Source organism: Acinetobacter sp. ANC 5414 (assembly GCF_013004295.1).
GTDB lineage: Bacteria > Pseudomonadota > Gammaproteobacteria > Pseudomonadales > Moraxellaceae > Acinetobacter.
This window is the reverse complement of record NZ_JABERM010000001.1, coordinates 207,506-228,103: the sequence shown is the minus strand read 5'-3', so window position 1 is coordinate 228,103 and position 20,598 is coordinate 207,506. Positions and strand designations below refer to the sequence as shown.

The 20,598-nt window shown below is 41.8% G+C and carries 19 protein-coding genes; 14 read left to right on the top strand and 5 right to left on the bottom strand.

The window, feature by feature from the left end; all coding sequences use genetic code 11:
* Positions 1-87: 87 nt before the first annotated feature.
* A complete protein-coding gene (gene tehB, locus HLH18_RS01120) occupies positions 88-951 on the top strand; it encodes an SAM-dependent methyltransferase TehB (RefSeq protein ID WP_171545486.1) in 864 nt (287 codons plus the stop codon).
* Positions 952-1,238: 287 nt separating this feature from the next.
* On the opposite strand, the gene fadA is transcribed toward tehB, so the two are convergent.
* The 3 genes from fadA to HLH18_RS01105 form a co-directional block, all read right to left on the bottom strand.
* On the bottom strand, positions 1,239-2,411 hold the full coding sequence (gene fadA / locus HLH18_RS01115) for an acetyl-CoA C-acyltransferase FadA (protein WP_171545485.1): 1,173 nt from the start codon (positions 2,409-2,411) through the stop codon (positions 1,239-1,241).
* A 12-nt stretch (positions 2,412-2,423) separates the two neighbouring features.
* Positions 2,424-4,577 (bottom strand): fatty acid oxidation complex subunit alpha FadB, encoded by a 2,154-nt coding sequence (fadB, locus tag HLH18_RS01110; protein WP_171545484.1) that lies wholly within the window; start codon positions 4,575-4,577, stop codon positions 2,424-2,426.
* Between the two features lie 500 nt (positions 4,578-5,077).
* The gene (locus HLH18_RS01105) at positions 5,078-6,127 is read right to left on the bottom strand and encodes an AAA family ATPase (RefSeq protein ID WP_171545483.1); all 1,050 of its coding nucleotides are present in this window, start codon (positions 6,125-6,127) and stop codon (positions 5,078-5,080) included.
* 190 nt (positions 6,128-6,317) lie between these two features.
* Here HLH18_RS01105 and uvrC point away from each other — a divergent pair, with 190 nt between their 5' ends.
* The 3 genes from uvrC to pgsA all read left to right on the top strand — a co-directional run bounded on the left by uvrC (position 6,318) and on the right by pgsA (position 9,718).
* On the top strand, positions 6,318-8,117 hold the full coding sequence (gene uvrC / locus HLH18_RS01100; RefSeq protein WP_171545482.1) for an excinuclease ABC subunit UvrC: 1,800 nt from the start codon (positions 6,318-6,320) through the stop codon (positions 8,115-8,117).
* A gap of 109 nt (positions 8,118-8,226) precedes the next feature.
* Positions 8,227-9,021, top strand: coding sequence for an acyl-CoA thioesterase (locus HLH18_RS01095; protein ID WP_171545481.1), 795 nt, complete (start codon positions 8,227-8,229; stop codon positions 9,019-9,021).
* Between the two features lie 109 nt (positions 9,022-9,130).
* Positions 9,131-9,718 carry a CDP-diacylglycerol--glycerol-3-phosphate 3-phosphatidyltransferase gene (pgsA, locus tag HLH18_RS01090; protein ID WP_131290674.1) on the top strand — a complete coding sequence of 196 codons (588 nt, stop codon included), beginning with the start codon at positions 9,131-9,133 and terminating at the stop codon, positions 9,716-9,718.
* Between the two features lie 658 nt (positions 9,719-10,376).
* Here the strand turns inward: pgsA and HLH18_RS01085 are convergent.
* Together HLH18_RS01085 and argH are read right to left on the bottom strand one after the other, a co-directional pair.
* On the bottom strand, positions 10,377-10,646 hold the full coding sequence (locus HLH18_RS01085; RefSeq protein ID WP_171528256.1) for an oxidative damage protection protein: 270 nt from the start codon (positions 10,644-10,646) through the stop codon (positions 10,377-10,379).
* An 11-nt stretch (positions 10,647-10,657) separates the two neighbouring features.
* Positions 10,658-12,088 (bottom strand): argininosuccinate lyase, encoded by a 1,431-nt coding sequence (gene argH, locus HLH18_RS01080; protein ID WP_171545480.1) that lies wholly within the window; start codon positions 12,086-12,088, stop codon positions 10,658-10,660.
* On the opposite strand from argH, the gene HLH18_RS01075 reads away from it, so the two are divergent.
* From HLH18_RS01075 to HLH18_RS01030, 10 genes are all read left to right on the top strand, one after another.
* Positions 12,079-13,233, top strand: coding sequence for a sensor histidine kinase (locus HLH18_RS01075; protein WP_171545479.1), 1,155 nt, complete (start codon positions 12,079-12,081; stop codon positions 13,231-13,233). The genes argH and HLH18_RS01075 overlap by 10 nt on opposite strands.
* A gap of 53 nt (positions 13,234-13,286) precedes the next feature.
* Entirely contained in the window at positions 13,287-14,027 is a 741-nt protein-coding gene (locus HLH18_RS01070) for a LytR/AlgR family response regulator transcription factor (protein ID WP_171545478.1), read from the top strand.
* 108 nt (positions 14,028-14,135) lie between these two features.
* Positions 14,136-15,053: a hydroxymethylbilane synthase gene (hemC, locus tag HLH18_RS01065; protein ID WP_171545477.1), complete on the top strand. Its 918-nt coding sequence runs from the start codon at positions 14,136-14,138 to the stop codon at positions 15,051-15,053.
* A 1-nt stretch (position 15,054) separates the two neighbouring features.
* On the top strand, positions 15,055-15,834 hold the full coding sequence (locus HLH18_RS01060) for a uroporphyrinogen-III synthase (protein WP_171545476.1): 780 nt from the start codon (positions 15,055-15,057) through the stop codon (positions 15,832-15,834).
* Entirely contained in the window at positions 15,831-16,673 is an 843-nt protein-coding gene (locus tag HLH18_RS01055) for a hypothetical protein (RefSeq protein WP_171545475.1), read from the top strand. The genes HLH18_RS01060 and HLH18_RS01055 overlap by 4 nt, the downstream gene beginning before the upstream one ends.
* 7 nt (positions 16,674-16,680) lie before the next feature.
* A complete protein-coding gene (locus HLH18_RS01050) occupies positions 16,681-17,874 on the top strand; it encodes a heme biosynthesis protein HemY (RefSeq protein ID WP_171545474.1) in 1,194 nt (397 codons plus the stop codon).
* Positions 17,875-17,884: 10 nt separating this feature from the next.
* Positions 17,885-18,313 (top strand): acyl-CoA thioesterase, encoded by a 429-nt coding sequence (locus HLH18_RS01045; RefSeq protein ID WP_171545473.1) that lies wholly within the window; start codon positions 17,885-17,887, stop codon positions 18,311-18,313.
* Between the two features lie 166 nt (positions 18,314-18,479).
* Entirely contained in the window at positions 18,480-18,806 is a 327-nt protein-coding gene (locus HLH18_RS01040; RefSeq protein ID WP_171545472.1) for an H-NS histone family protein, read from the top strand.
* Between the two features lie 172 nt (positions 18,807-18,978).
* Complete coding sequence (gene gspN, locus HLH18_RS01035) at positions 18,979-19,722, top strand: type II secretion system protein N (protein WP_171545471.1); 744 nt, start codon at positions 18,979-18,981, stop codon at positions 19,720-19,722.
* A complete protein-coding gene (locus HLH18_RS01030) occupies positions 19,722-20,561 on the top strand; it encodes a type II secretion system protein N (protein ID WP_171545470.1) in 840 nt (279 codons plus the stop codon). Before gspN ends, HLH18_RS01030 begins: the two co-directional genes overlap by 1 nt.
* The last annotated feature ends 37 nt before the right edge of the window (positions 20,562-20,598 follow it).

The following is a 20,598-nucleotide window of genomic DNA, read 5'->3' as shown; positions in this document are numbered from 1 at the left end:
TCAATCTGCGGTTGAACGGGCTATGCTAAAACATCGTCAGCGAATTGATTTCAGACAGATCATTGATCATTTGGAGCGCAGCCTTTTATGCAACAGCTTATTTGTTATAAAGAACTTCCTGTCTGGACACAGCAGAGTATTCCGCAAGGTTTTAAAAATCAGCACAATACCAAAGCCGGTACCTGGGCAAAATTGACCGTATTAAAAGGTGAGCTGCATTTTGCCATGCTGGAAGAGTCGGGAGCCGTAAAGTCTCAGCATGTCTTTACCCCAGAGCAGCAACCTCGCTTTATTGAACCGCAGGCCTGGCATAAGATTGTTTCTGCCAGTGATGACATTGAATGTCAGCTCAAGTTTTACTGTCAGCCACAGGATTACTTCACTAAAAAATATCAGCTTTCACCCACGCACTCGGAAATTCTGGCTGCTACGCCGTATTTGCAAGGTGGGCGGGCTTTGGATGTAGGCTGCGGGCAGGGGCGTAATGCGCTGTATTTAAGTCAGCATGGTTTTGAGGTAGATGCCTGGGATGTCAATGAAAATAGCCTGCAAACCTTAAGACAGATTATTCAGGCTGAGCAGATTGATAATATTCAGGTGCAACAACGTGATTTAAATGCAGATCAAAGCATTACCGGTCATTATGACTTTATTTGCTGTACTGTGGTGATGATGTTTCTGGAAGCACCAACGGTGAAACCTCTGATTGCACAGATGCAACAAGCGACTAATGTGAATGGTTTTAACCTGATTGTGTGCGCGATGGATACCGATGATATTCCTGCACAGCCTGACTTTCCTTTTACGTTTAAAGCAGGCGAGTTAAGTGCGCTTTACGAGGGATGGAACATTATTAAATACAATGAAAATGTCGGTGAGTTGCATCGGGTCGATGAGCAAGGAAATCGGATTAAACAGCATTTTGCAACGTTATTGGCGCAGAAAGTTTAATAATAGTTACTTGAAAATATTATGATTTTAATTTTTTAGAAAATATTTAATTCACAATGGAAATTCCCTCTCCTTTTTTAGGATGAGCGTAATTACGCGCAAGAGGGTGAGGATTTTATTAAAACATCCCCTCATCCTAACCTTCTCCCCAAGGGAGAAGGAACCTTCAATATTAATTTCACTGCCAATTAATGTTTACTTTTTGATTTATGAAACAGATCTATTAAAATTCAAAACATAAAAAACCCCGCAATAAGCGGGGTTCTTTTTATCTAGGTATTTAAGAATTAAACACGTTCGATAATCGTTGCGATACCTTGCCCCAAACCGATACACATGGTCGCAAGACCGATTTGTGTATCTTGCTGTTCCATAACGTTCAGCAAAGTCGTTGTGATACGTGCACCAGAACAACCCAATGGGTGACCAAGCGCAATTGCACCACCGTTCAAGTTCACACGGTCTTGCTGGTCATAAATACCTAAGCCTTTAAGAACAGACAAACCTTGTGCAGCAAATGCTTCGTTCAATTCAAAAGTTTGAATGTCAGCAATCGACAAGCCAGCACGTTTAAGCGCTTTTTGCGTTGCAGGAACTGGACCGTAACCCATGATTGCTGCATCACAACCTGCAACCGCCATAGAGCGGATTACAGCGCGTGGCTTAAGACCTAAAGCTTGCGCACGTTCAGCAGACATCAATAACATTGCAGAAGCACCATCAGACAATGCTGAAGATGTAGCTGCAGTCACTGTACCGCCTTTCGGATCAAATGCTGGACGTAAAGTCTGGAACGCTTCAAGGTTAGCATCTGGACGAATCACTTCGTCGATGTCGCACAGGATTTTGAAACCGTTTGCATCGTGACCTTCAACACCAATAATTTCGTTTTTGAAACGACCTTCTTGTGTTGCAGCCCAAGCGCGGCGGTGAGATTCTACACCGAACGCATCCTGTTCTTCACGAGTGATGCCATTCATGCGACCTAACATTTCAGCGGTTAAGCCCATCATGTTAGATGCTTTTGCATAGTGTTTAGACGCTTCAGGGTTGATGTCGATGCCGTGCATCATGCCAACGTGACCCATGTGCTCTACACCACCGATGATGAAGATATCACCCTGGTTAGTTGCAATTTGCGCCGCCGCAGCGTGGATTGCCTGCATTGAAGAACCGCACAGACGGTTAATTGTTTGACCTGCAACCGTTTTAGGTAAGTCTGCCAATAAACCAATGTTACGGGCAATGTTCATGCCTTGTTCTAGGGTTTGATTTACACAACCCCAGATCAGGTCTTCAACTTCATTGACATCAAACTGGTTACGAGCAACCAAGGCACGAACTAACTCAGCAGATAAGCTGTCAGCACGTACATTGCGGAACATACCGTTTTTGGTTTTACCCATTGCTGAACGTACGCCATCAACGATGACAACGTCACGTGGATTTAAAGTAGCCATTCACGTTGCTCCTTAACCGTAGAATTTTTTGTTGTTAGCAGCCATGTCACGCAACATTTGTGGCGCTTCATAAGCTTTACCTAAGTGTGCATATTTGTCGCAAAGCGCAACATATTCAGCAACACCAGTTTGGTCGATGTAACGTGCTGGACCGCCACGGAATGGAGGGAAACCTACACCCATGATCATCGCCATGTCCGCTTCTGATGCAGTCGCGACAATGTTGTCTTCCAGGCAACGAACAGTTTCGTTACAGAAAGCCAGCATCATACGGTCAATGATTTCTTGCGCGTCAAATTCACGTTTTTCGCCAGTCACTACAGATGCAATCAATTCATACGCTGTAGGATCAACTTTTTTCGCTTTCTTACCTTTACGGTCTAACTCGTATTTGTAGAAACCAACGTCATTCTTTTGACCTAGACGTTTTGCTTCGTACATGGTTTGAATCGAACCTTTAAAGTCCGGTTTCATACGGTCAGGGAAGCCTTCAGCCATGACTTCTGCACCGTGAACGCCGGTATCGATACCGACAACGTCCATCAGGTAAGCAGGACCCATTGGCCAGCCGAATTTTTCCATCACTTTGTCGATTTGCTGGAAGTCAGCACCATCTTTAAGCAATAAGTCAAACGCACCGAAGTAAGGGAACAATACGCGGTTTACCAGGAAGCCCGGGCAGTCGTTGACTACGATTGGTGTTTTACCCATTTTCTGAGCAAGAACCACAGTCGTTGCAATCGCCTCGCTTGATGTTTTCTCACCACGGATCACTTCAACCAACGGCATCATGTGAACTGGGTTAAAGAAGTGCATACCGACGAAGTTTTCAGGACGTTGTAGCGATTCTGCCAAACGTGTGATTGAAATCGTAGAGGTATTTGATGCAATGATGGTGTTTTCACGAACTGATTTTTCAGTGTCTGCAAGAACCGCAGCTTTGATCTTCGGATTCTCAGTCACTGCTTCGATCACGATATCCACTTCTTTAAACTCTTCCAAGCTTAAAGTCGGGCGGATGCGAGCAAGCGTTTCACCCATTTTCGCAGGGGTCATTTTTTTGCGTTCAACTTGTTTGGTCAACAATTTGTTCGCTTCAGACATACCTAACGCCAATTGTGGGTTACCAATGTCTTTCATGATGATTGGTGTGCCTTTGCTTGCCGCTTGGTAAGCAATACCGCCACCCATGATACCCGCGCCTAGAACAGCCGCCTGGTTTACAGGATGTGCACCTTTTTCATGTTTTTTCGAAGTTTTTTTCACCAGCTGGTCATTGAGGAATAAACCAATCAATGCACCCGCTTGTGGTGTTACCGCAGCTTTAGCGAAACCTTCCGCTTCAACTTTTAATGCTTCATTACGTGGAAGGCTTGCACCCGCTTGTAAAGAATCAAGAAGAAGTTTAGGCGCAGGGTATTGAGCAGGGTTTGCTTTCGCAAGAACCACGCCTTTAGAAGAGTTAAACGCCATCATCTGTTCGATTGGGCTGAGTTTAACTGGATCGAGTTTTTCCTGACGTTTTGCTTTCCAGTCTAGGCGACCAGCAATGGCTTGTTTAACCAGGTCAATTGCGGCTGCTTGAAGTTTGTCAGCAGCAACCACCGCATCAACAGCACCGTCTTTCAGTGCAGCATCAGGGCGTTTAGGATTAGCCATCGCCATCCATTCAACCGCATTGTCAATACCAATCAAACGGCTTAAACGAACCGTACCACCAAAGCCCGGGTAGATACCGAGTTTGATTTCAGGCAGGCCGACTTGAGCAGCTTCAGACATGACACGGTAGTCACATACCAGGCACATCTCAAAACCGCCGCCCAATGCCATACCATTGATTGCAGCAACTTTAGGAATTTCTAAATCTTCAAAGCTGTTGAAGATTTCGTGAACAGGCATCGCCCAATCCACAATTGCTTTTTCGCCTTGAGCAAAGTTATCACCAAATTCAGTGATGTCTGCACCTACGATAAATGTTGATTTACCAGAGGTAACGATTAAACCTTTAACGTCGCTGTTGGCTTTAACAGCGTCAATTGCCGCTTTAAAGTCTTCAATCGTTGCACGGTTAAATTTGTTGACCGACTCACCTTGTAAGTCAAAGCGGAATTCTGCAATTCCGTCCGAAAGCATTTGGACGGTAATGGCATTGCCAGCGTGGATCATGCCTGATCTCCTTTATTTTGGAGGACTTATTAAGTTGATGTTTTGAAGCATGTACGCATTTCCCGCGTACATCGAGCTTCGCTAATCTTACGATAACTATATCCAAAAAGAACATAACAAGTTGTATCAAGCGGTGACGCAAGGGTCATCAATTTTTTTTCAACACACCCTTGTAGTGGACCACTCTGCTTTTACTTTGCTTTGTAAAAATGTGATGAACTTTTTGTTTAAATTAAGGTTTTTTAATCATTTCGTGGCTATTTATATCGGGTATAAGTTTTTAATTTCAAGTTTTTTATTGGTCAGTTTTAGTCAAAATGGTCAATTGAGCTCAATTTTTCACTCAATGAAGTCATAATTATTGCAAAGTTTAAGTTGAAGATTGCAAATCGGCAGTGTTGATGCGTATTTCATTTGAATAAAACTGAATATAGTTTTATTCAAATACTCTGCCAAATGTTTGACTGCATAGAGGGTTATTTAGAGGATTGTTTAGATGATTATTCGGGCTGAATCATCAATTGCCCATCCGCATGGCTCACAGTTAGCAGGGCTTTTTCCGGATAATTTAAAAAATAAACTGCCAGAATCGGTTCCAGTTCGGTTCGCATTTTTCGCGCCAAATGGCGTGCGCCAAAACGGATATCGTGATCTTTGTAGAAGTGTGCTTTGGCGGCATCGGTTAAAACCACAACACGTTTTTGATGCTGTAATCGTTGATTGAGTTTCTCCAGTTCAATCTCCACCAGCTTCGGCAGGGCATTCTCCTGTACCGCCTGATAATGCAAAGTGCGATCAATCCGGTTTAAAAATTCAGGATCGAATTTTTTAAACATCACTTTTTCAATAATGCTTTGGGTCGGTATTTTTTTGAGGCAAATATCCTGCATTTTCTGGGGCAGAAAATTCAGTTTATCCAGATATTGCTGCGCAGCTTGTGCACCGACATTACTGGTCATAAAGATCATGCAATTACGAAAGTCGATGGTTTTTGTGCCGGACGTTAAAGTGAGTTTTCCAGTATCCAGTATATTCATTAAGCCACGAATCACTTCGGTGGAGGCTTTTTCCAGTTCATCAAACAGCACAATTCCCGGACGGGTATGTGAACCGGCAATCGCTGTTTCATCAAACAGGCTATGACCTTCTTTGGAACCGACATAACCGGGAGGTGCACCGGTAATCGCAGCGGCATAATGTTCTTGTGCCAAGGTGTTCATATCAATACGGCAAAAAGCATCCGGGCGGCCGTAAATCGCTTCGGCGATCAGGCGGACCGTTTCGGTTTTACCGACCCCGGTTGGTCCCAGCATTAAAGTTACAGATAGAGGACGTTCAGGACTGGAAAAATCGGCTTTGACCACATGCAGCATTTTTTCGATTTCTTGTAATGCAGCATCCTGTCCAATAATAAGCTGCTTCAATAGCTGCATGACCTCAAGCGGTTCAAAATGAAAACGCGGCTTGCCAATCAGTTTATCTTTTTCAGATGTGCTATGCGTTGCAGTTACAGGTTTAACGATGTGCATGGCATGATTGTGGGTCGTCATTCAGTTTGATCCAAATTCTTCAGATGGCTTGAGCATAGCAAAATAAGCCAGATTTACTTATAGCTTTTAGCAATCAGGTGATTGCTAAAACTTTGTATGATTATGGGAAAAATCCCGAATTGGCTTGAAAATGGCGTGAAAACCATCACATCATGTAGCAAAGCAGACATCATTGTGAATAAGGCTGAATGTGAACGAAAACGCACGTGAAAATATTGAAAAGATTTTAGCCAATATGACCACTTTGCCTGGGGTTTACCGGATGCTGGGTAAAGATGGCGAGCTGCTGTATGTCGGTAAAGCCAAGAATCTAAAAAACCGCGTGTCGAGTTATTTCGTTAAAACCATCGAGCATCCGAAAACACAGGCTTTGGTGGCGCGGATTTATGATATTGAAACGCTGATTGTCCGTTCCGAAACCGAAGCCTTATTGCTGGAACAGAACCTGATCAAACTGCATCGTCCGCCGTATAACATCATGCTGCGTGACGATAAATCTTACGTTTATATCTTTGTTTCCAGTGACAAACCTTACCCGCGCATTGCATCAGGGCGAGGCAAAGGCAATCATCAGGTCGGCAAGTTTTTTGGACCGTATCCGAGTGCCTATAATGCCCGTGATACCTTGGTGGTGCTACAAAAACTGTTTAATGTGCGCCAATGTGAAAACAGCTATTTTGCCCAGCGTAAACGCCCGTGTTTGCAATATCAGATCAAACGCTGTACCGCGCCTTGTGTCGGTTTGATTTCGCCTGAAGATTATCAGGAAGATGTTAAAAATTCGATTCGCTTTTTACAGGGCGATACCAAAGAGCTGAATCAGGAACTGATTGCCAAAATGGAAGCAGCTGCAGAAGCTTTGGAATTTGAAAAAGCGGTGTTTTATCGTGACCGTATGGCGCTGCTGCGTGACGTGCAATCACAACAGGCGATTTATAAACTCAAGGGTGAGGCCGATATTTTGGCGATTGCCTATCATGCCGGGGTGACCTGCGTGCAGATTATGCATGTGCGCAACGGAAAAATGCTCGGTGGTAAAAGTTATTTTCCGGATATGTTGGGCGATGATCTGGGACACATGCTGTCTGACTTCATGGCGAATTTTTATTTTCAGGTGGCCGATGAAGTGCCTGCTGAACTGATTGTGAATGTCGAGATTCCCGATCGCAAAGAATTGGAACAGGCATTGCAACAGGAATTCGGCAAGAAAGTGCAGATCAAGCACAATGTCCGGGAAACCCGTGCCGAGTGGTTAGAGCTGGCCAATATGAATGTGCAACATGCCATAAAAGGACAGTTGGCCAATCATTTTGAACTGAATGAACGCTTCCATCAGCTTGAACAGGTAGTCGGTCGTCCGATTGACAGGATTGAATGTTTTGACATCTCGCATACCATGGGTGAAGCCACCATTGCCTCTTGCGTGGTATTTGATTCGGGCGGTGCGCGCAAACGTGATTATCGTCAGTTTGCCATTGATGATATTACTGGGGGGGATGACTATGCAGCTATGCGCCAAGCGCTGACGCGTCGCTATAAAAAAGCCATGTTGCCCGATTTACTGTTGATTGATGGCGGTAAAGGACAATTGCATATGGCGATGCAAGTGATGCAGGATCTGGGACTGGATGCCTTTATGGTCGGGGTATCTAAAGGTGAGGGGCGTAAACCGGGTTTAGAAACCTTACATTTTACCGATGGCACCAAAATTCAATTACCTGAAGACCATAAAGCTCTGCATCTGATTCAACAGGTGCGTGATGAAGCGCATCGTTTTGCTATTACCAAACACCGTGCCAAACGGGACAAAAAACGTGGTTCATCAGTACTGGAAGTGATTCCGGGTCTTGGCCCTAAACGTCGTCGTGAGCTGTTGACCCATTTTGGTGGGATTCAAGGTGTATTGAAAGCTTCGGAAAATGACTTAAAACTGGTTCCCGGTTTAGGCGATGTGATGGCGAGAACCATTTATAAGATTTTGCATGAATAAATTCAGGCAGATTGGCCAAAGTGCTCACTGACGCGGCAGTCATTGATCATTCACAACAGTTCAAAATAAGTGAAAGATAGAGCAAATTAAAAACTCCAAAGGACGAAGGATGTCACTGCGCCAATTATTTACCGCAATTGAACAGAATGAATGGGTCAATATTCCGCAAGGCTGGTTACAGGGCCGCACCATTTATGGTGGTCTGGTCGCAGGGATGATGATGCAAAAGGCATTGGTGACGATTGCTGATCCCTCAAAACGCCTATTAAGCACCAGTGTGACTTTTGTCGGTCCAGTGCAAATGGCGCCGGTTCGATTAAGTGCTGAAATTTTACGTCAAGGTAAGTCTGTCACCACGGTTCAAGTGCGGCTCTGGCAGGACGATGCTGTGCAAAGTATTTTGATTGCCAGTTTTGGTACGCATCGCCAGTCGGATATTTCAGTGCAACAGCAACGACTTGCACCTGAATTTCCAATGCCTGAACAGTTGAAAATTACACAACATCATCCTTTAGCACCGGAATGCTTTGGGCAGATGGACTTGGTCTGGGTGGATGGTCAATATCCATGTACCGCTAGTGAAAAGCCTGATTTTAGTGGCTGGATGCGTTTTAATCCTGAGCGGCATGACAACCGGGAAATGACCGTGGCTGATTTGATGGTGGCATTTGATATGTGGCCACCGGGGGTATTGCCGATGTTTAAAACCTTCGCACCGGCTAGTTCACTGACTTGGCACCTGACTTATGTTCACCCTTTGAATAATCATGTGCAAGATTGGTTTAAATATAAAGTATTTACCGATTATGCAGCAGAAGGGTATTCCACTGAATATGCTCATCTTTGGGATGCCGAGAATCGACTGATTGCGATTTCCAGACAGACAGTTACCGTGTTTGCCTAGTGACACTTTATAGCAATTCGTATAAAGTGAGTCTGAATTAACGATGAATCCATCCTCAAAATATGTGTGGTTTTTCATTGTACATACAGGGGAAAAATTGGCGGTGTCTATGACTACAGGTCGCATCCTGAATATTCCAAATATCTTGACTTTGGCGCGTATAGCTTTAATACCTGTCTTTTTGTTGGTGGCTTATTGGCCGCCTGCAGTTGGTGTTGCTGAGCAAGACAGTAACATGACTCGTCACATTATTTTAACGGCGATTTTTGTCGTTGCTGCGGTAACCGATTGGTTCGATGGTTATTTGGCTCGTTCACTCAATCAAACCTCGGCATTTGGTCGTTTTCTTGACCCGGTAGCGGACAAGTTAATGGTCGCAGCTGCGTTAATTGTTTTGGTGCAATGGCAACCAAGTATGTCCATGGCATTTGCAGCGATTGTGATTATTTCACGTGAAATTACCGTATCTGCTTTACGTGAGTGGATGGCTGAATTAGGGGCACGTACCAGTGTTGCAGTATCCACCGTCGGTAAATATAAGACGGCGTTTCAAATGATTGCGATTTCAGTGTTTTTACTGAACTGGCAACCACTTGATACGTTGGCTTATCTTTTACTGTATACCGCGGTGATTCTGACGTTGTGGTCCATGTTTATTTATTTGAAAGCTGCATGGCCGTATTTAAAGCAGCCCTAAATTAGATTTAAAAATTAAGTAAAAGCACCCGTTTTAGGGTGTTTTTTTTTGATCTTAATTTTAGGGGATTTCAAAATCTGAACACAAAAAAAATCCTAGATTTTGGGGGAAACCTAGGATTGAAATCGGGTATATTTATAGTTTTTATAAGATGTTTAACCATCTTCTTGAAACTGATTATAGGATAATGTCTTCTATCCTTCATGTAGGTTATTGTATTGTAATGTAGAGTTTTATTGAGAAATGTATCTTTGATTTACAGTTATTTCTAGATGTAAAAAATCGCATTTCAAAAACCCTTAATAAAAGGGATTCTTTTCAGAATATATTCCTCAGGGTGGAGCGGTGCTCCTATTGAAAGTAAAAAGGAGTCTTTAAAAGAATCCTTTATGACATTAGAAACTACGCGCTTCGCTTATCTTATGTGATTTTCAGAGCAGCTTAAAAAAGAAATCTCCAATAATGGAGATTTCTTTTTAATGCCTGCCTACGCGGACTTCGTCCTTGTCTTGCTCACCTAAAAGCTATACTTTAGGTCTTGTGGCGTGGCGGAGCAGTGCTCCTAAGCTAAAAAGGGAATCTTTTCAGATTCCCTTTTGACAATCAAAACTACGCGCTTTGCTTGTCTTGCGTAAAATTTAAAGCAGCGCTTTAAATTTTACTCAGGCTTTAGGCCTTCAGCTTTTTCTAGTGACTCATCGTTACTAAAGAATTTTTCACGTTGCTCTTCTAGAAATTTTTTCGCATCCGGTTCAAACACGTTTAAACGCTTTTCATTGATCAACGTGGTTTGGTGTTTAAGCCATTCTTGCCAAGCCTGTTTAGATACGCTGTCAAACAATTCTTGACCTTTTGCACCAGGGAAGGGGGCAAAATCTAAACCTTCCATATCGGCTTGATACTTACGGCAAAATACTTGTCGAGACATATCATCCATCCTTAAGCGTAAAGTTTTTCTAAACGTGTATAGGCACGAACAATGGCAGCTTCAACTTGCGCTGGTGCAGTACCACCAATGTGGTTACGTGCATTGACAGATGCTTCAAGAGTCAATGCTTTTTCAAATACGTCTGCTTGAATCAAATCAGAGAACTGTTGCAGTTGTTCAAGTGTGAGCTCAGACAAATCTTTAGCTTCTTGAACACCTAATGCAACCGCTTTACCGACAATTTCATGCGCATCACGGAAAGCCACGCCATTTTTAACCAGGTAATCTGCAAGATCGGTTGCGGTTGAGAAACCACGAAGTGCTGCTTCACGCATGATTTCGATGTTTGGTACCAGTGCAGGAATCATGTCGGCAAAGGCCATTAATGAACCACGAACGGTATCAATCGCATCAAATAATGGTTCTTTGTCTTCTTGGTTGTCTTTGTTATATGCCAATGGTTGACCTTTCATCAGCGTTAATAAGCTCATTAAGTCACCATAAACACGCCCAGTTTTACCACGAATCAATTCTGGAACATCCGGGTTTTTCTTCTGCGGCATAATTGAAGAACCGGTGCAGAAACGATCTGGAATGTTCACAAACTTGAACTGCGCAGAAGTCCAAAGAATCATTTCTTCAGACATGCGTGATAAATGCATCATAATTAAAGATGCAGCAGCATTGAATTCAATACCAAAGTCACGGTCAGACACCGCATCTAACGAGTTTTCGCAAACCGCTTCAAAGCCTAAAAGCTGTGCTGTGTATTCACGTTCAATTGGGTAAGTTGTACCTGCCAAAGCAGCAGAACCCAAAGGCAGACGGTTAACACGTTTACGGCAATCAATTAAGCGCTCAGAATCACGTACCAGCATTTCAAACCATGCCATTAAATGGTGACCGAAAGTCACTGGCTGTGCAGTTTGCAGGTGGGTGAAGCCCGGCATGATCGTAGTGGTATTTTTAGCAGCTAAACCTAAAATACCTTTTTGTAATTTTTCCAGCAATTTTAAAATCGCATCAATTTCGTCACGTACATATAAACGAATATCGGTTGCAACCTGGTCGTTACGGCTACGACCGGTATGTAATTTTTTACCGGTGATGCCAATACGCTGAGTCAGGCGAGACTCAATGTTCATGTGGACATCTTCCAGATCAACACGCCATTCAAAGTTGCCCGATTCAATATCAGCCTGAATCGCCGTCAAGCCAGTGATGATATCGTCACGTTCTTGCTCGGTAAGTACGCCAACTTTTGCAAGCATGGTTGCATGTGCAATAGAGCCTGCAATATCTTGTTTATAAAAGCGTTGGTCAAATTGTACAGATGCTGTAAATTCAGCAACAAAAGCGTCTGTCGCTTCAGAGAAACGACCGCCCCACATACCCGAAGTTTGGGTTTGTGACGGATTTGAGGAATTAGAAGATGTGGTCATGTCGGCTCAATAGGATAAAAAGCATTAGAACTAAAAACAGTATAACAAATTCAGGTTCACTTGCCGAAGGACAAGACGAGCAAAGTTTTGCTGATACACAGGGAAATAAACCATACGCTTATTTTTTTACGAAAATAGGGCGTTGGCAACATTTAATCGAATTATTTATTGCCAGTAATATTTTGGCGATGATTTTAGCTTTGGCAGAAGCACAATCCTGGACGGCCTTAAGTGTAGGGCGTTTATTGCAGTATATGTTGTTCATTAACTGGGTTTTGCTGGCTTTTGTCGCCTTGGTTGAGCTGTTTCAGAAAAAAATTCAGCATTTAAGTTTTGGGCAAGCCTTAGGTGTTGGCTTTATTTTATTGCAGATGATTATTTTATTGACCACCATCGTGCTGAATGGTTTGATTTATTTTGGACAAAATTTTCAAATCCACAATTTAAGCAGCGATGTTTTACTGGATGGTGTGGTGCTGCATCTCAGTTATGGCGTGCTGATCGGGACATTCTGTTTCCGCTATCTGTATTTGCGCGAGCAATGGGCACGCCAGCAAAATAGTGAATTACATGCACGTATTCAGGCCATGCAAGCGCGAATTCATCCGCATTTTCTGTTTAACAGTTTAAATACGGTAATCAGTTTAATTACCATTGATCCGGATAAGGCAGAGCAAATGTTACTGAATTTATCACGGCTATTTCGTGCGAGTTTTAAAGAACTTAAACTGGTTCGCTTAAAAGATGAAATTGAATTATGTCAGCATTATTTGGCCATTGAGCAGATGCGTTTGGGGGATCGTTTAAGCGTAGAGTGGAAATATGACGATGAAGTTCTGTTTTCTCAGATACAAATTCCGTTATTAACTTTACAACCTTTAGTGGAAAATAGTATTTTTCATGGAGTTGAAAAATTTTTAACAAAGAGTACGATAAGCATATTGGTTGAAATATTGCAAAATCAAGTCAATATAGTCATTACTAACCCCCATACACAGGATAAAATAAATATACGACAAGGAAATGGTATTGCAGTTGAAAATGTGAAACAGCGTCTAGAGGCTTATTATGGACGGACTGTGATCTTTCAGACATACGCGGGAAAGGGAATATTTACCACAGTTGTGCAATATCGATATAAATAAAAAATCATAGTTAACCTATAAAAAAAATCATGGTAACTGTGAAAGGAGGAAAAATGGACATCCTGATTTGTGATGATGAACCTCTCGCTGTAGAGCGCTTATCACGTTTAGTCACACAACTGGGACATCAAGTGGTTGCAACCGCCACTCATGGTCAGCAGGCGATTGATAGGGTTCAGTTTTATGAGCCAGATGTCGTGTTGTTAGATATTCAAATGCCTGAAATGGATGGTTTAAGCTGTGCCCAGCATTTGCGTCAGCTAGAACCTATGCCCGCGATTATTTTTTGTACTGCTTATGATGAACATGCTTTGGATGCATTTAAGTCGCATGCAGAAGGCTATTTATTAAAACCGGTGATGCAGCAAGAATTACAACAGGTTTTAGATCATTTAACCAAACTGACTCAAGCACAAATGAGCACTTTAAAACAAAAAGAAGATATGAACGAAATCAATATAAAACGCCATCAAATTGTGGCAAAAACCTACCGTGGGGTAGAGCTGGTGCCTGTGGAAAATATTTATTATTTTTTAGCAGATCAAAAATATGTCACGGTACGTCATAAAAATGGCAGCGTATTGATTGATGAAACCTTGAAAGACCTGGAAAATGAATTTGGCGACCAATTTGTTCGAATTCATCGTAATGCCTTGGTTTCAGTGCATTTTCTAGACGGACTTGAAGTGATTAGTTCGGGGCAGTATCAGGTGCGTTGTCGTGAATTGGAGGAGCGCCTGGCGGTCAGCCGACGTCATTTACCCAATTTAAGAGAACGAATACAAAAAATGTAAATCTCTTTACATGATTTTGGTGACAACAACTGTGCAAATTCACTTGCATTTTCAAGTCAGCACGTTAAGTTTAGAATAACGTACTTACATTGACTGTTTCTAAAATTTATGAAGATTTTGAAGATTGCAACTCGACAAAGCCCGCTTGCATTATGGCAGGCTGAACATATTCGTGCCCGTTTAGAGGCATTGCATGCTGATCTTAAAGTTGAGTTGGTAACCTTCGTGACTCAGGGTGACAAAATCCTGGATACGCCTTTGGCAAAAATTGGTGGTAAAGGTTTATTTGTTAAAGAGTTAGAAGCAGCATTGCTGGATGGTCGTGCAGACTTGGCGGTTCATTCGATGAAAGATGTACCCATGGCCTTGCCTGAAGGTTTGAGCTTGCCGGTGATTTGTGAACGTGAAGATCCTCTGGATGCTTTTGTCTCCAATACCTATCACAGTTTTGATGAATTACCACAGGGTGCAAAAGTCGGGACTTCAAGCCTACGCCGTAAATCCCAGATTTTAAAACAACGTCCTGATTTAAATATTATTGATTTGCGCGGCAATGTCGGAACGCGTTTATCGAAACTGGATTCAGGTTTGTACGATGCCATTATTTTGGCGAGTGCGGGTTTAAAACGCTTGGGGTTGGCTGAACGTATTCGTCATACCCTGCAGCCTGAAATCAGTTTGCCAGCAGTTGGACAGGGCGCACTCGGCTTGGAATGTCGCGCGGCAGACCAAGCGGTACTGGATCTTATTTTACCGCTTTTACATGATGAAACCGATGTTTGTGTTCGTGCAGAACGCGCTTTCAATGCCTATTTAGAGGGCGGTTGCCAAGTGCCAATCGCAGGTTATGCCACTTTAAATCAAGGGCAACTCCATATAGAAGGTCGTGTGGGAAGTGTAGATGGTTTAACACTGCTAAAAGTTGAACTCAGTGGCACGCCAGAACAAGCTGAACAGTTGGGGGTGAGTCTCGCACAGCAATTGCTAGAACAAGGTGCGGGTGATTTGCTTAAAGCACTCTATTAATATGTTGTTTATTAATACCCGTCCTCAAGATCGTGCGGAAAAATTGAGTCGTACCTTACGTATGGCTCAAGTTCCTGTTTTGGATTTGCCGTTACTGGAATTGGTGGCTCGACCTTGGTCAGTGGCATTATCTGAGTTGTATCAGCAGTTGCTGTCTGCTCAGGTGATCGTGGTGGTGAGTCCGACTGCGGTTCAAATAGGCATGGATTATTTAAAACAAGCCTCGATTACTCTTGATGAACTTCGGCAGATCCAGTGGATTGCAGTAGGTGAAACCACGGCGCAAGCTTTAGCTACTTATGGAATTACTGCTGAAGTGCCTTTGGTTGAAACATCGGAAGGGATGTTGCAACTTCCAATGCTTAAAAGCATGAATGCTGGAACGTGCATCGCTTTTTGGCGTGGTGAGGGTGGTCGTCCATTTATGATGGATCAGTTAAAACAGCAAGGCATGCATATTTTAAATTTTATTTTATATGAGCGCCGTTGTCCTCTACTCACTCAGCAGAATCTTCCTGATGTACTGCCTTTATTGGAACAAGAGCCAGAGTATGCAATGGTGGTGAGCAGTGAAGCGAGCTGGCTAAACTGGATTAAGTTGATGCAAGGTCAAGACGCGATTATTGCAAAAGGACATTACTTTGTTCTTGGTGAGCGCTTGTATCAAGTTGTTTCGGATTATAAAAAAAATCAATTCGCATGTTTTAATATCACGCGATTACCTGATTTAAAAACAGATTCAATTTTGCAGCAGATTGTTGTTGTGCAAGGGAACACATGAAGAAAATTCTCATTTTATTACTCATTTTAAGTTTGCTCTGGATTATAAAATTAAGTTATGAGGTATTTAATATCTCTGCACAACAAACAGAATTAAGCAGCAGCCTGCATCGTATTGAACAAAGCAATGCAAATTTAAATGATCAACTTGTGGCTTTACAGCGTCATGTGAATGCTGAGGGTGGGGCAGTAGCGCAAGGTGCTCAAGCAGAACATGATTTAAAAACCATCGAAGCATCCAGCATTGATCCAATTGTGGTGATTAAACAGCAGCTGGATTTGATTGAATTTATGCTGAAACAGCAAAAACTGAATGAAGCCTTAGATAAGTTAATGTATTTAGATCGCAATTTAGAGCAATATGCATTAGCACCATCACTCAAGCAGAGTTTGCATCAGGTGATTTTAAAAGATCAGCAAGTGATTCAGCAGTTTGCAAGCACCCGAGTGGCGCAGCAGGCAAAAGTGGATGATTTAATACACCAACTGGATCAAGCATTAACTCAAGAAATAAATACGCCACAATTAAGTTCAAGCCAACCCCAAAGTAAATATTTTTGGCAGCGCTGGCTGGTGATTGAGCCTGCAAAACAACCTGCCGTAGCTTTAATGCAACGTCCATTGATTTTAAAAGAGGCGCAACTCCGATTATTATTGGCGCATCAGGCTTTACAGCAAGGTCAATATTTAGAATACCAAGAATCGCTGACTGAAATTATCCAATTGTTAAATCAAATACCGGATGAGAGAGCGCGCCAACTGATTCAGAATATCCAAAAAATAAAAGGATTTACTGTTGTTCCGACGCCAAGTTTAAATACGCGTGCATTATTGGGGTGATGAATCAATGAAACAGGTTTTGCTTGCCTATGCTTTTATCAGCTTGATTATAATCGCCGGATTGAGTGTTTTAAGTTATGGTTATGGCGTAGGTTATGTTTATTTATATTGGCGTGAATGGCAAATTCAAACCAACATCTGGGTCATTTTTATTTTCCTGGCCTGCCTGAGCTTAATGATTCAATTGCTATGGTTGGCAATCAAGCGCTATTTAACCCGAGAACAAAGAAAGCTAGAAACTGTTTTTAATTTTAAAAATTTACATCCCTATGAACAGTTGGCCGTGGTGTGGTTATTAGAAGCAGCTAAAGACCAGCATGAATTTATTCGAGGGGTATTTTCGCAATCAGGTTTATTAAAAGGCATTATTGCTTCACGATTGTATTGGATGCAGCAGCAATATCCACAAGCCCTTGCAATATTAAATCAAAGCAATGCCATGGCATTTGAATTGGCCGAAATCCAACGTATTGAAATTTACTTGGCTCAAAATGATGGAGAGCAAGCCTTAACCCATCTTGAGTTTTTAAATCAGCATGAGCTTTCGCCATGGTTAAAGGATGTCAAAAGTGCCTATGATTTACGCTTAACAGCGCTATGGGGAAAGTTTGCCCTTCAATTTCCATGGATGTATTTGCGTTCGACTAAATATGGTCATTTAGGCACTGAAACCAAACAGGAATGGTTACAACAGTTATTACTTGATTTTGATCAGGCTCATGTTGAGGATTTACAAAATTTACAACAACGTTATTTAGACTTGCAAGATCAAATTTATAGTCGCAATTATGAGATAAAAACTTTATGGTTAAAGCTGTTATCTCGTATGCCAGAAATGAGTCAGCAACATGAAGACTTGGCATTACATTTGTTAGATGAGCAGTTTAATCAAGACGTTTTTTATTTATGGTTTCAACAGCAATTATTGAAACAAAACCCTGATTATTTAAGGGTTGAGCAACGAATTGACTATTGGGAAAATAAATATCCTTCTTTGCCGGTGTTTACCTTTGCAAAATGGCATATATACGATGCAACCGCACGTTATGTTGAAGCGGATAAATTGCTTGAACTATACCCAGATAATGTAATGATGAATTATTTAAGAATTAAATCTACTTTAAAAGGTCAGGATGATTTAATTAAGCAGTTAAATTTAATATTTGAAAATAATGCAAATTTTGTTGAAATAAAAATATGAGGCCAAATAAATGTTAACCCTGTCAGATTATCCTGTTGTTTATGAGCAGTCAGTCGCTTGGGGAGATATGGATGCTTTTGGGCATGTAAATAACGTCATGTATTATCGTTATATTGAAAGTGCCCGCATTCGTTATATGGATGAACTTAATATTTTTCAACAAGATGTTTATACGGTGGTTGCATCCAATCAGTGCAAATATATTCGTCCAGTATTTTATCCAGACCAGCTTAAAATTGGGGTGCGTGTTGAGGAAATGCGTAATAGTGCACTGCGTATGAGTTATTTATTATGGAGTGAGGTGCAACAAACGGTAGTTGCATTGAGTGAAGCGGTCATCGTTTGTGTAAATAAAGAAAATATGAATAAAACTGAAATACCTGCTGTGATTCGAGAAAAAGTGACTGAAATTGAGATGATCGTAAATCATCAAATTTAAAACTATTAAAAAAGGTTTCATAAATAAATATAGAGATATATAGATGTGTGAAATCCTTTTAAATATTGTTATTTATTTAAATTTTTGTATTGAATATTTTAGATAATAAAAATATTATGATCGAGTTTGAATAAATAATATATAAAATCTATTCTTGGGAGTTAATATGATGCCGGACATTAGTAATTTATCTGTTGAAGAGTTAAAGCGTTTACAAATTGAAGCTGAAGCATTAATTGCTTCTAAAAAAGATCAAGCTGTTGAAGATGCTTATCAGCAAATTTTAGATATTGCAGATAATGTCGGTTTGACGATTGAACAAATCTTAGAGTTTGGTGCAACTAAACGCAAAAAAAGCACACGTAAATCTGTAGAGCCACGTTACCGTAGTAAAAACAATCCATCTGAGACTTGGACGGGTCGCGGTAAACAACCACGTTGGTTGGTTGCTGAACTCGAAAACGGTGCAAAACTGGAAGACTTCCTCATCTAATTTTAGAATTCATGAGATTGTCATCCAGTTGGATTAGGCTAAAAAAACCAAGCACATATGCTTGGTTTTTTTATATCTTTGAATTGGCGTTGTGGAAAAAGTGTGCATAATGTGTATAGAAAGATAATATCGTGGCTCAGGGAAGAAGAATAGATATGTTGGTCGTGGTGGGATGATAAAGAAACCCAAATACATCACGTGGTGGATCTTTACCATCATCGTTTTTTTTATTTTCGTATTACTCCAAATTCCAGCGGCTTGGCTCATTTCAAAATTTTATAAAAACAACCAAGTCTTGCAAAATGTAAGCGGCAATATTTGGCAGGGGCAAGCAGATTGGCATAAAGGGAATCTAAGAGGGTCGTTAAGTTGGAAAACACGGCCATTGGATCTGTTTTTGCTGCGTTTAGGAGCACATGTCGAAGTCCATAGTGGGCATACCCAGCTTGATGGGGTTGTGGGTTATGGCTTGGGCAAGAAAGTCATGATTCAAGGTTTGAATGGCCAAATTGCACCTGAAACCTTAAAGAATCTGGTGGATTGGCAGTGGCCTACAAATGCCATTCAACTACAGGATATCGATTTTAACTATAAAAAAGAGCAGGGTTTTTCCCAGGCAGATGGTCAATTGCAGTGGGCGGGTGGTGAGTTGATTTATACCTATGCTCAGCGACAGGATCGAATGAATATGCCGTCATTGAAAGGAAAACTGTCAGATGAAAATAACAAGCTGATGTTTGATCTTCGTGACCAGCGTGATCAAAAGCTGATTGCTTTAGAGCTGGATCCAAGCTTGATGCTTGATGTGCAATTGACGCAACGTTTATTGATGAATATTGCTTCCTATGGAGGTAAAGCGGGTTTAGATACCTATGTCATTAGTTCGCGCCAACCTTTGTTGAAAGGTGGCTTCTAATGAATGAATGGATCGAAAAAATTCAACAGTTAAATTGGAAACAGGCAGATCGTGCTGCACCGATATTACTGGCACTGCTGATTTTATATTTATGCTGGAAGTTGGCGAGTATTTTTTGGTTGTTGATGGCTCCTCCTCAAGTGATACAGTTAGAGCGGGTGGAATTAGGCTCACAACAATCACAAGTCCCTAATCTATCTTCATTTGCACTGTTTCAAGAAGCTGGAAAGAGCGCTGCTGCGGACGAGAACATAAACCTTGTATTGCAGGGTGTGGTGGTTGGCTATCCAAGTCAATTTTCTTCTGCGGTGATTAAAGTAAATGAAGTGGCAGATCGCTATCGTGTGGGGGAAAGTATTGATACCACCTCTTACCAGTTGGCTGAAGTGTATTGGGATCGTGTGGTATTACGCCAAAACAATGGTACCACCCGAGAGTTACCCTTTAAAAGGATTGAAAATGGACTGGATCAAGCCATTGTTCAACCGGTAGTGAATGCTTCAAGCTCAAATCATCAATCGATTCAAGCAGTGCCGAGTCAGGAAAATAGTGCTCTGGGACAAGCAGTACAAAAAATACAGGAAGACCGTGAGCAATATTTAAAAGATATGGGGGTGAATACGGCAAGCGGGGGCTATGAAGTGACTTCAAGAACTCCTGCAGCATTACGCAGCAAGCTGGGTTTGCAACCGGGTGACCGGATTATGTCTTTAAATGGACAGGCTGTGGGGCAGGGACAAAGCGATGCTCAGTTGCTGGAACAGGCGAGACGCGAAGGTCAGGTTAAATTGGAAATAAAGCGTGGTGATCAGGTGATGACCATACAACAGAATTTTTAAGTGATGCATTGTCACATTATAGGGTTAGGAAGCACGG

Bases quoted from the DNA above. Each gene is read 5' to 3' on its own strand.
- tehB (WP_171545486.1), top strand. From the start codon at position 88: ATGCAACAGCTTATTTGTTATAAAGAACTTCCTGTCTGGACACAGCAG.
- fadA (WP_171545485.1), bottom strand. From the start codon at position 2,411: ATGGCTACTTTAAATCCACGTGACGTTGTCATCGTTGATGGCGTACGT.
- fadB (WP_171545484.1), bottom strand. From the start codon at position 4,577: ATGATCCACGCTGGCAATGCCATTACCGTCCAAATGCTTTCGGACGGA.
- HLH18_RS01105 (WP_171545483.1), bottom strand. From the start codon at position 6,127: ATGACGACCCACAATCATGCCATGCACATCGTTAAACCTGTAACTGCA.
- HLH18_RS01095 (WP_171545481.1), top strand. From the start codon at position 8,227: ATGTCACTGCGCCAATTATTTACCGCAATTGAACAGAATGAATGGGTC.
- pgsA (WP_131290674.1), top strand. From the start codon at position 9,131: ATGACTACAGGTCGCATCCTGAATATTCCAAATATCTTGACTTTGGCG.
- HLH18_RS01085 (WP_171528256.1), bottom strand. From the start codon at position 10,646: ATGTCTCGACAAGTATTTTGCCGTAAGTATCAAGCCGATATGGAAGGT.
- HLH18_RS01075 (WP_171545479.1), top strand. From the start codon at position 12,079: ATGTGGTCATGTCGGCTCAATAGGATAAAAAGCATTAGAACTAAAAAC.
- argH (WP_171545480.1), bottom strand. From the start codon at position 12,088: ATGACCACATCTTCTAATTCCTCAAATCCGTCACAAACCCAAACTTCG.
- HLH18_RS01070 (WP_171545478.1), top strand. From the start codon at position 13,287: ATGGACATCCTGATTTGTGATGATGAACCTCTCGCTGTAGAGCGCTTA.
- hemC (WP_171545477.1), top strand. From the start codon at position 14,136: ATGAAGATTTTGAAGATTGCAACTCGACAAAGCCCGCTTGCATTATGG.
- HLH18_RS01060 (WP_171545476.1), top strand. From the start codon at position 15,055: ATGTTGTTTATTAATACCCGTCCTCAAGATCGTGCGGAAAAATTGAGT.
- HLH18_RS01055 (WP_171545475.1), top strand. From the start codon at position 15,831: ATGAAGAAAATTCTCATTTTATTACTCATTTTAAGTTTGCTCTGGATT.
- HLH18_RS01050 (WP_171545474.1), top strand. From the start codon at position 16,681: ATGAAACAGGTTTTGCTTGCCTATGCTTTTATCAGCTTGATTATAATC.
- HLH18_RS01045 (WP_171545473.1), top strand. From the start codon at position 17,885: ATGTTAACCCTGTCAGATTATCCTGTTGTTTATGAGCAGTCAGTCGCT.
- HLH18_RS01040 (WP_171545472.1), top strand. From the start codon at position 18,480: ATGATGCCGGACATTAGTAATTTATCTGTTGAAGAGTTAAAGCGTTTA.
- gspN (WP_171545471.1), top strand. From the start codon at position 18,979: ATGATAAAGAAACCCAAATACATCACGTGGTGGATCTTTACCATCATC.
- HLH18_RS01030 (WP_171545470.1), top strand. From the start codon at position 19,722: ATGAATGAATGGATCGAAAAAATTCAACAGTTAAATTGGAAACAGGCA.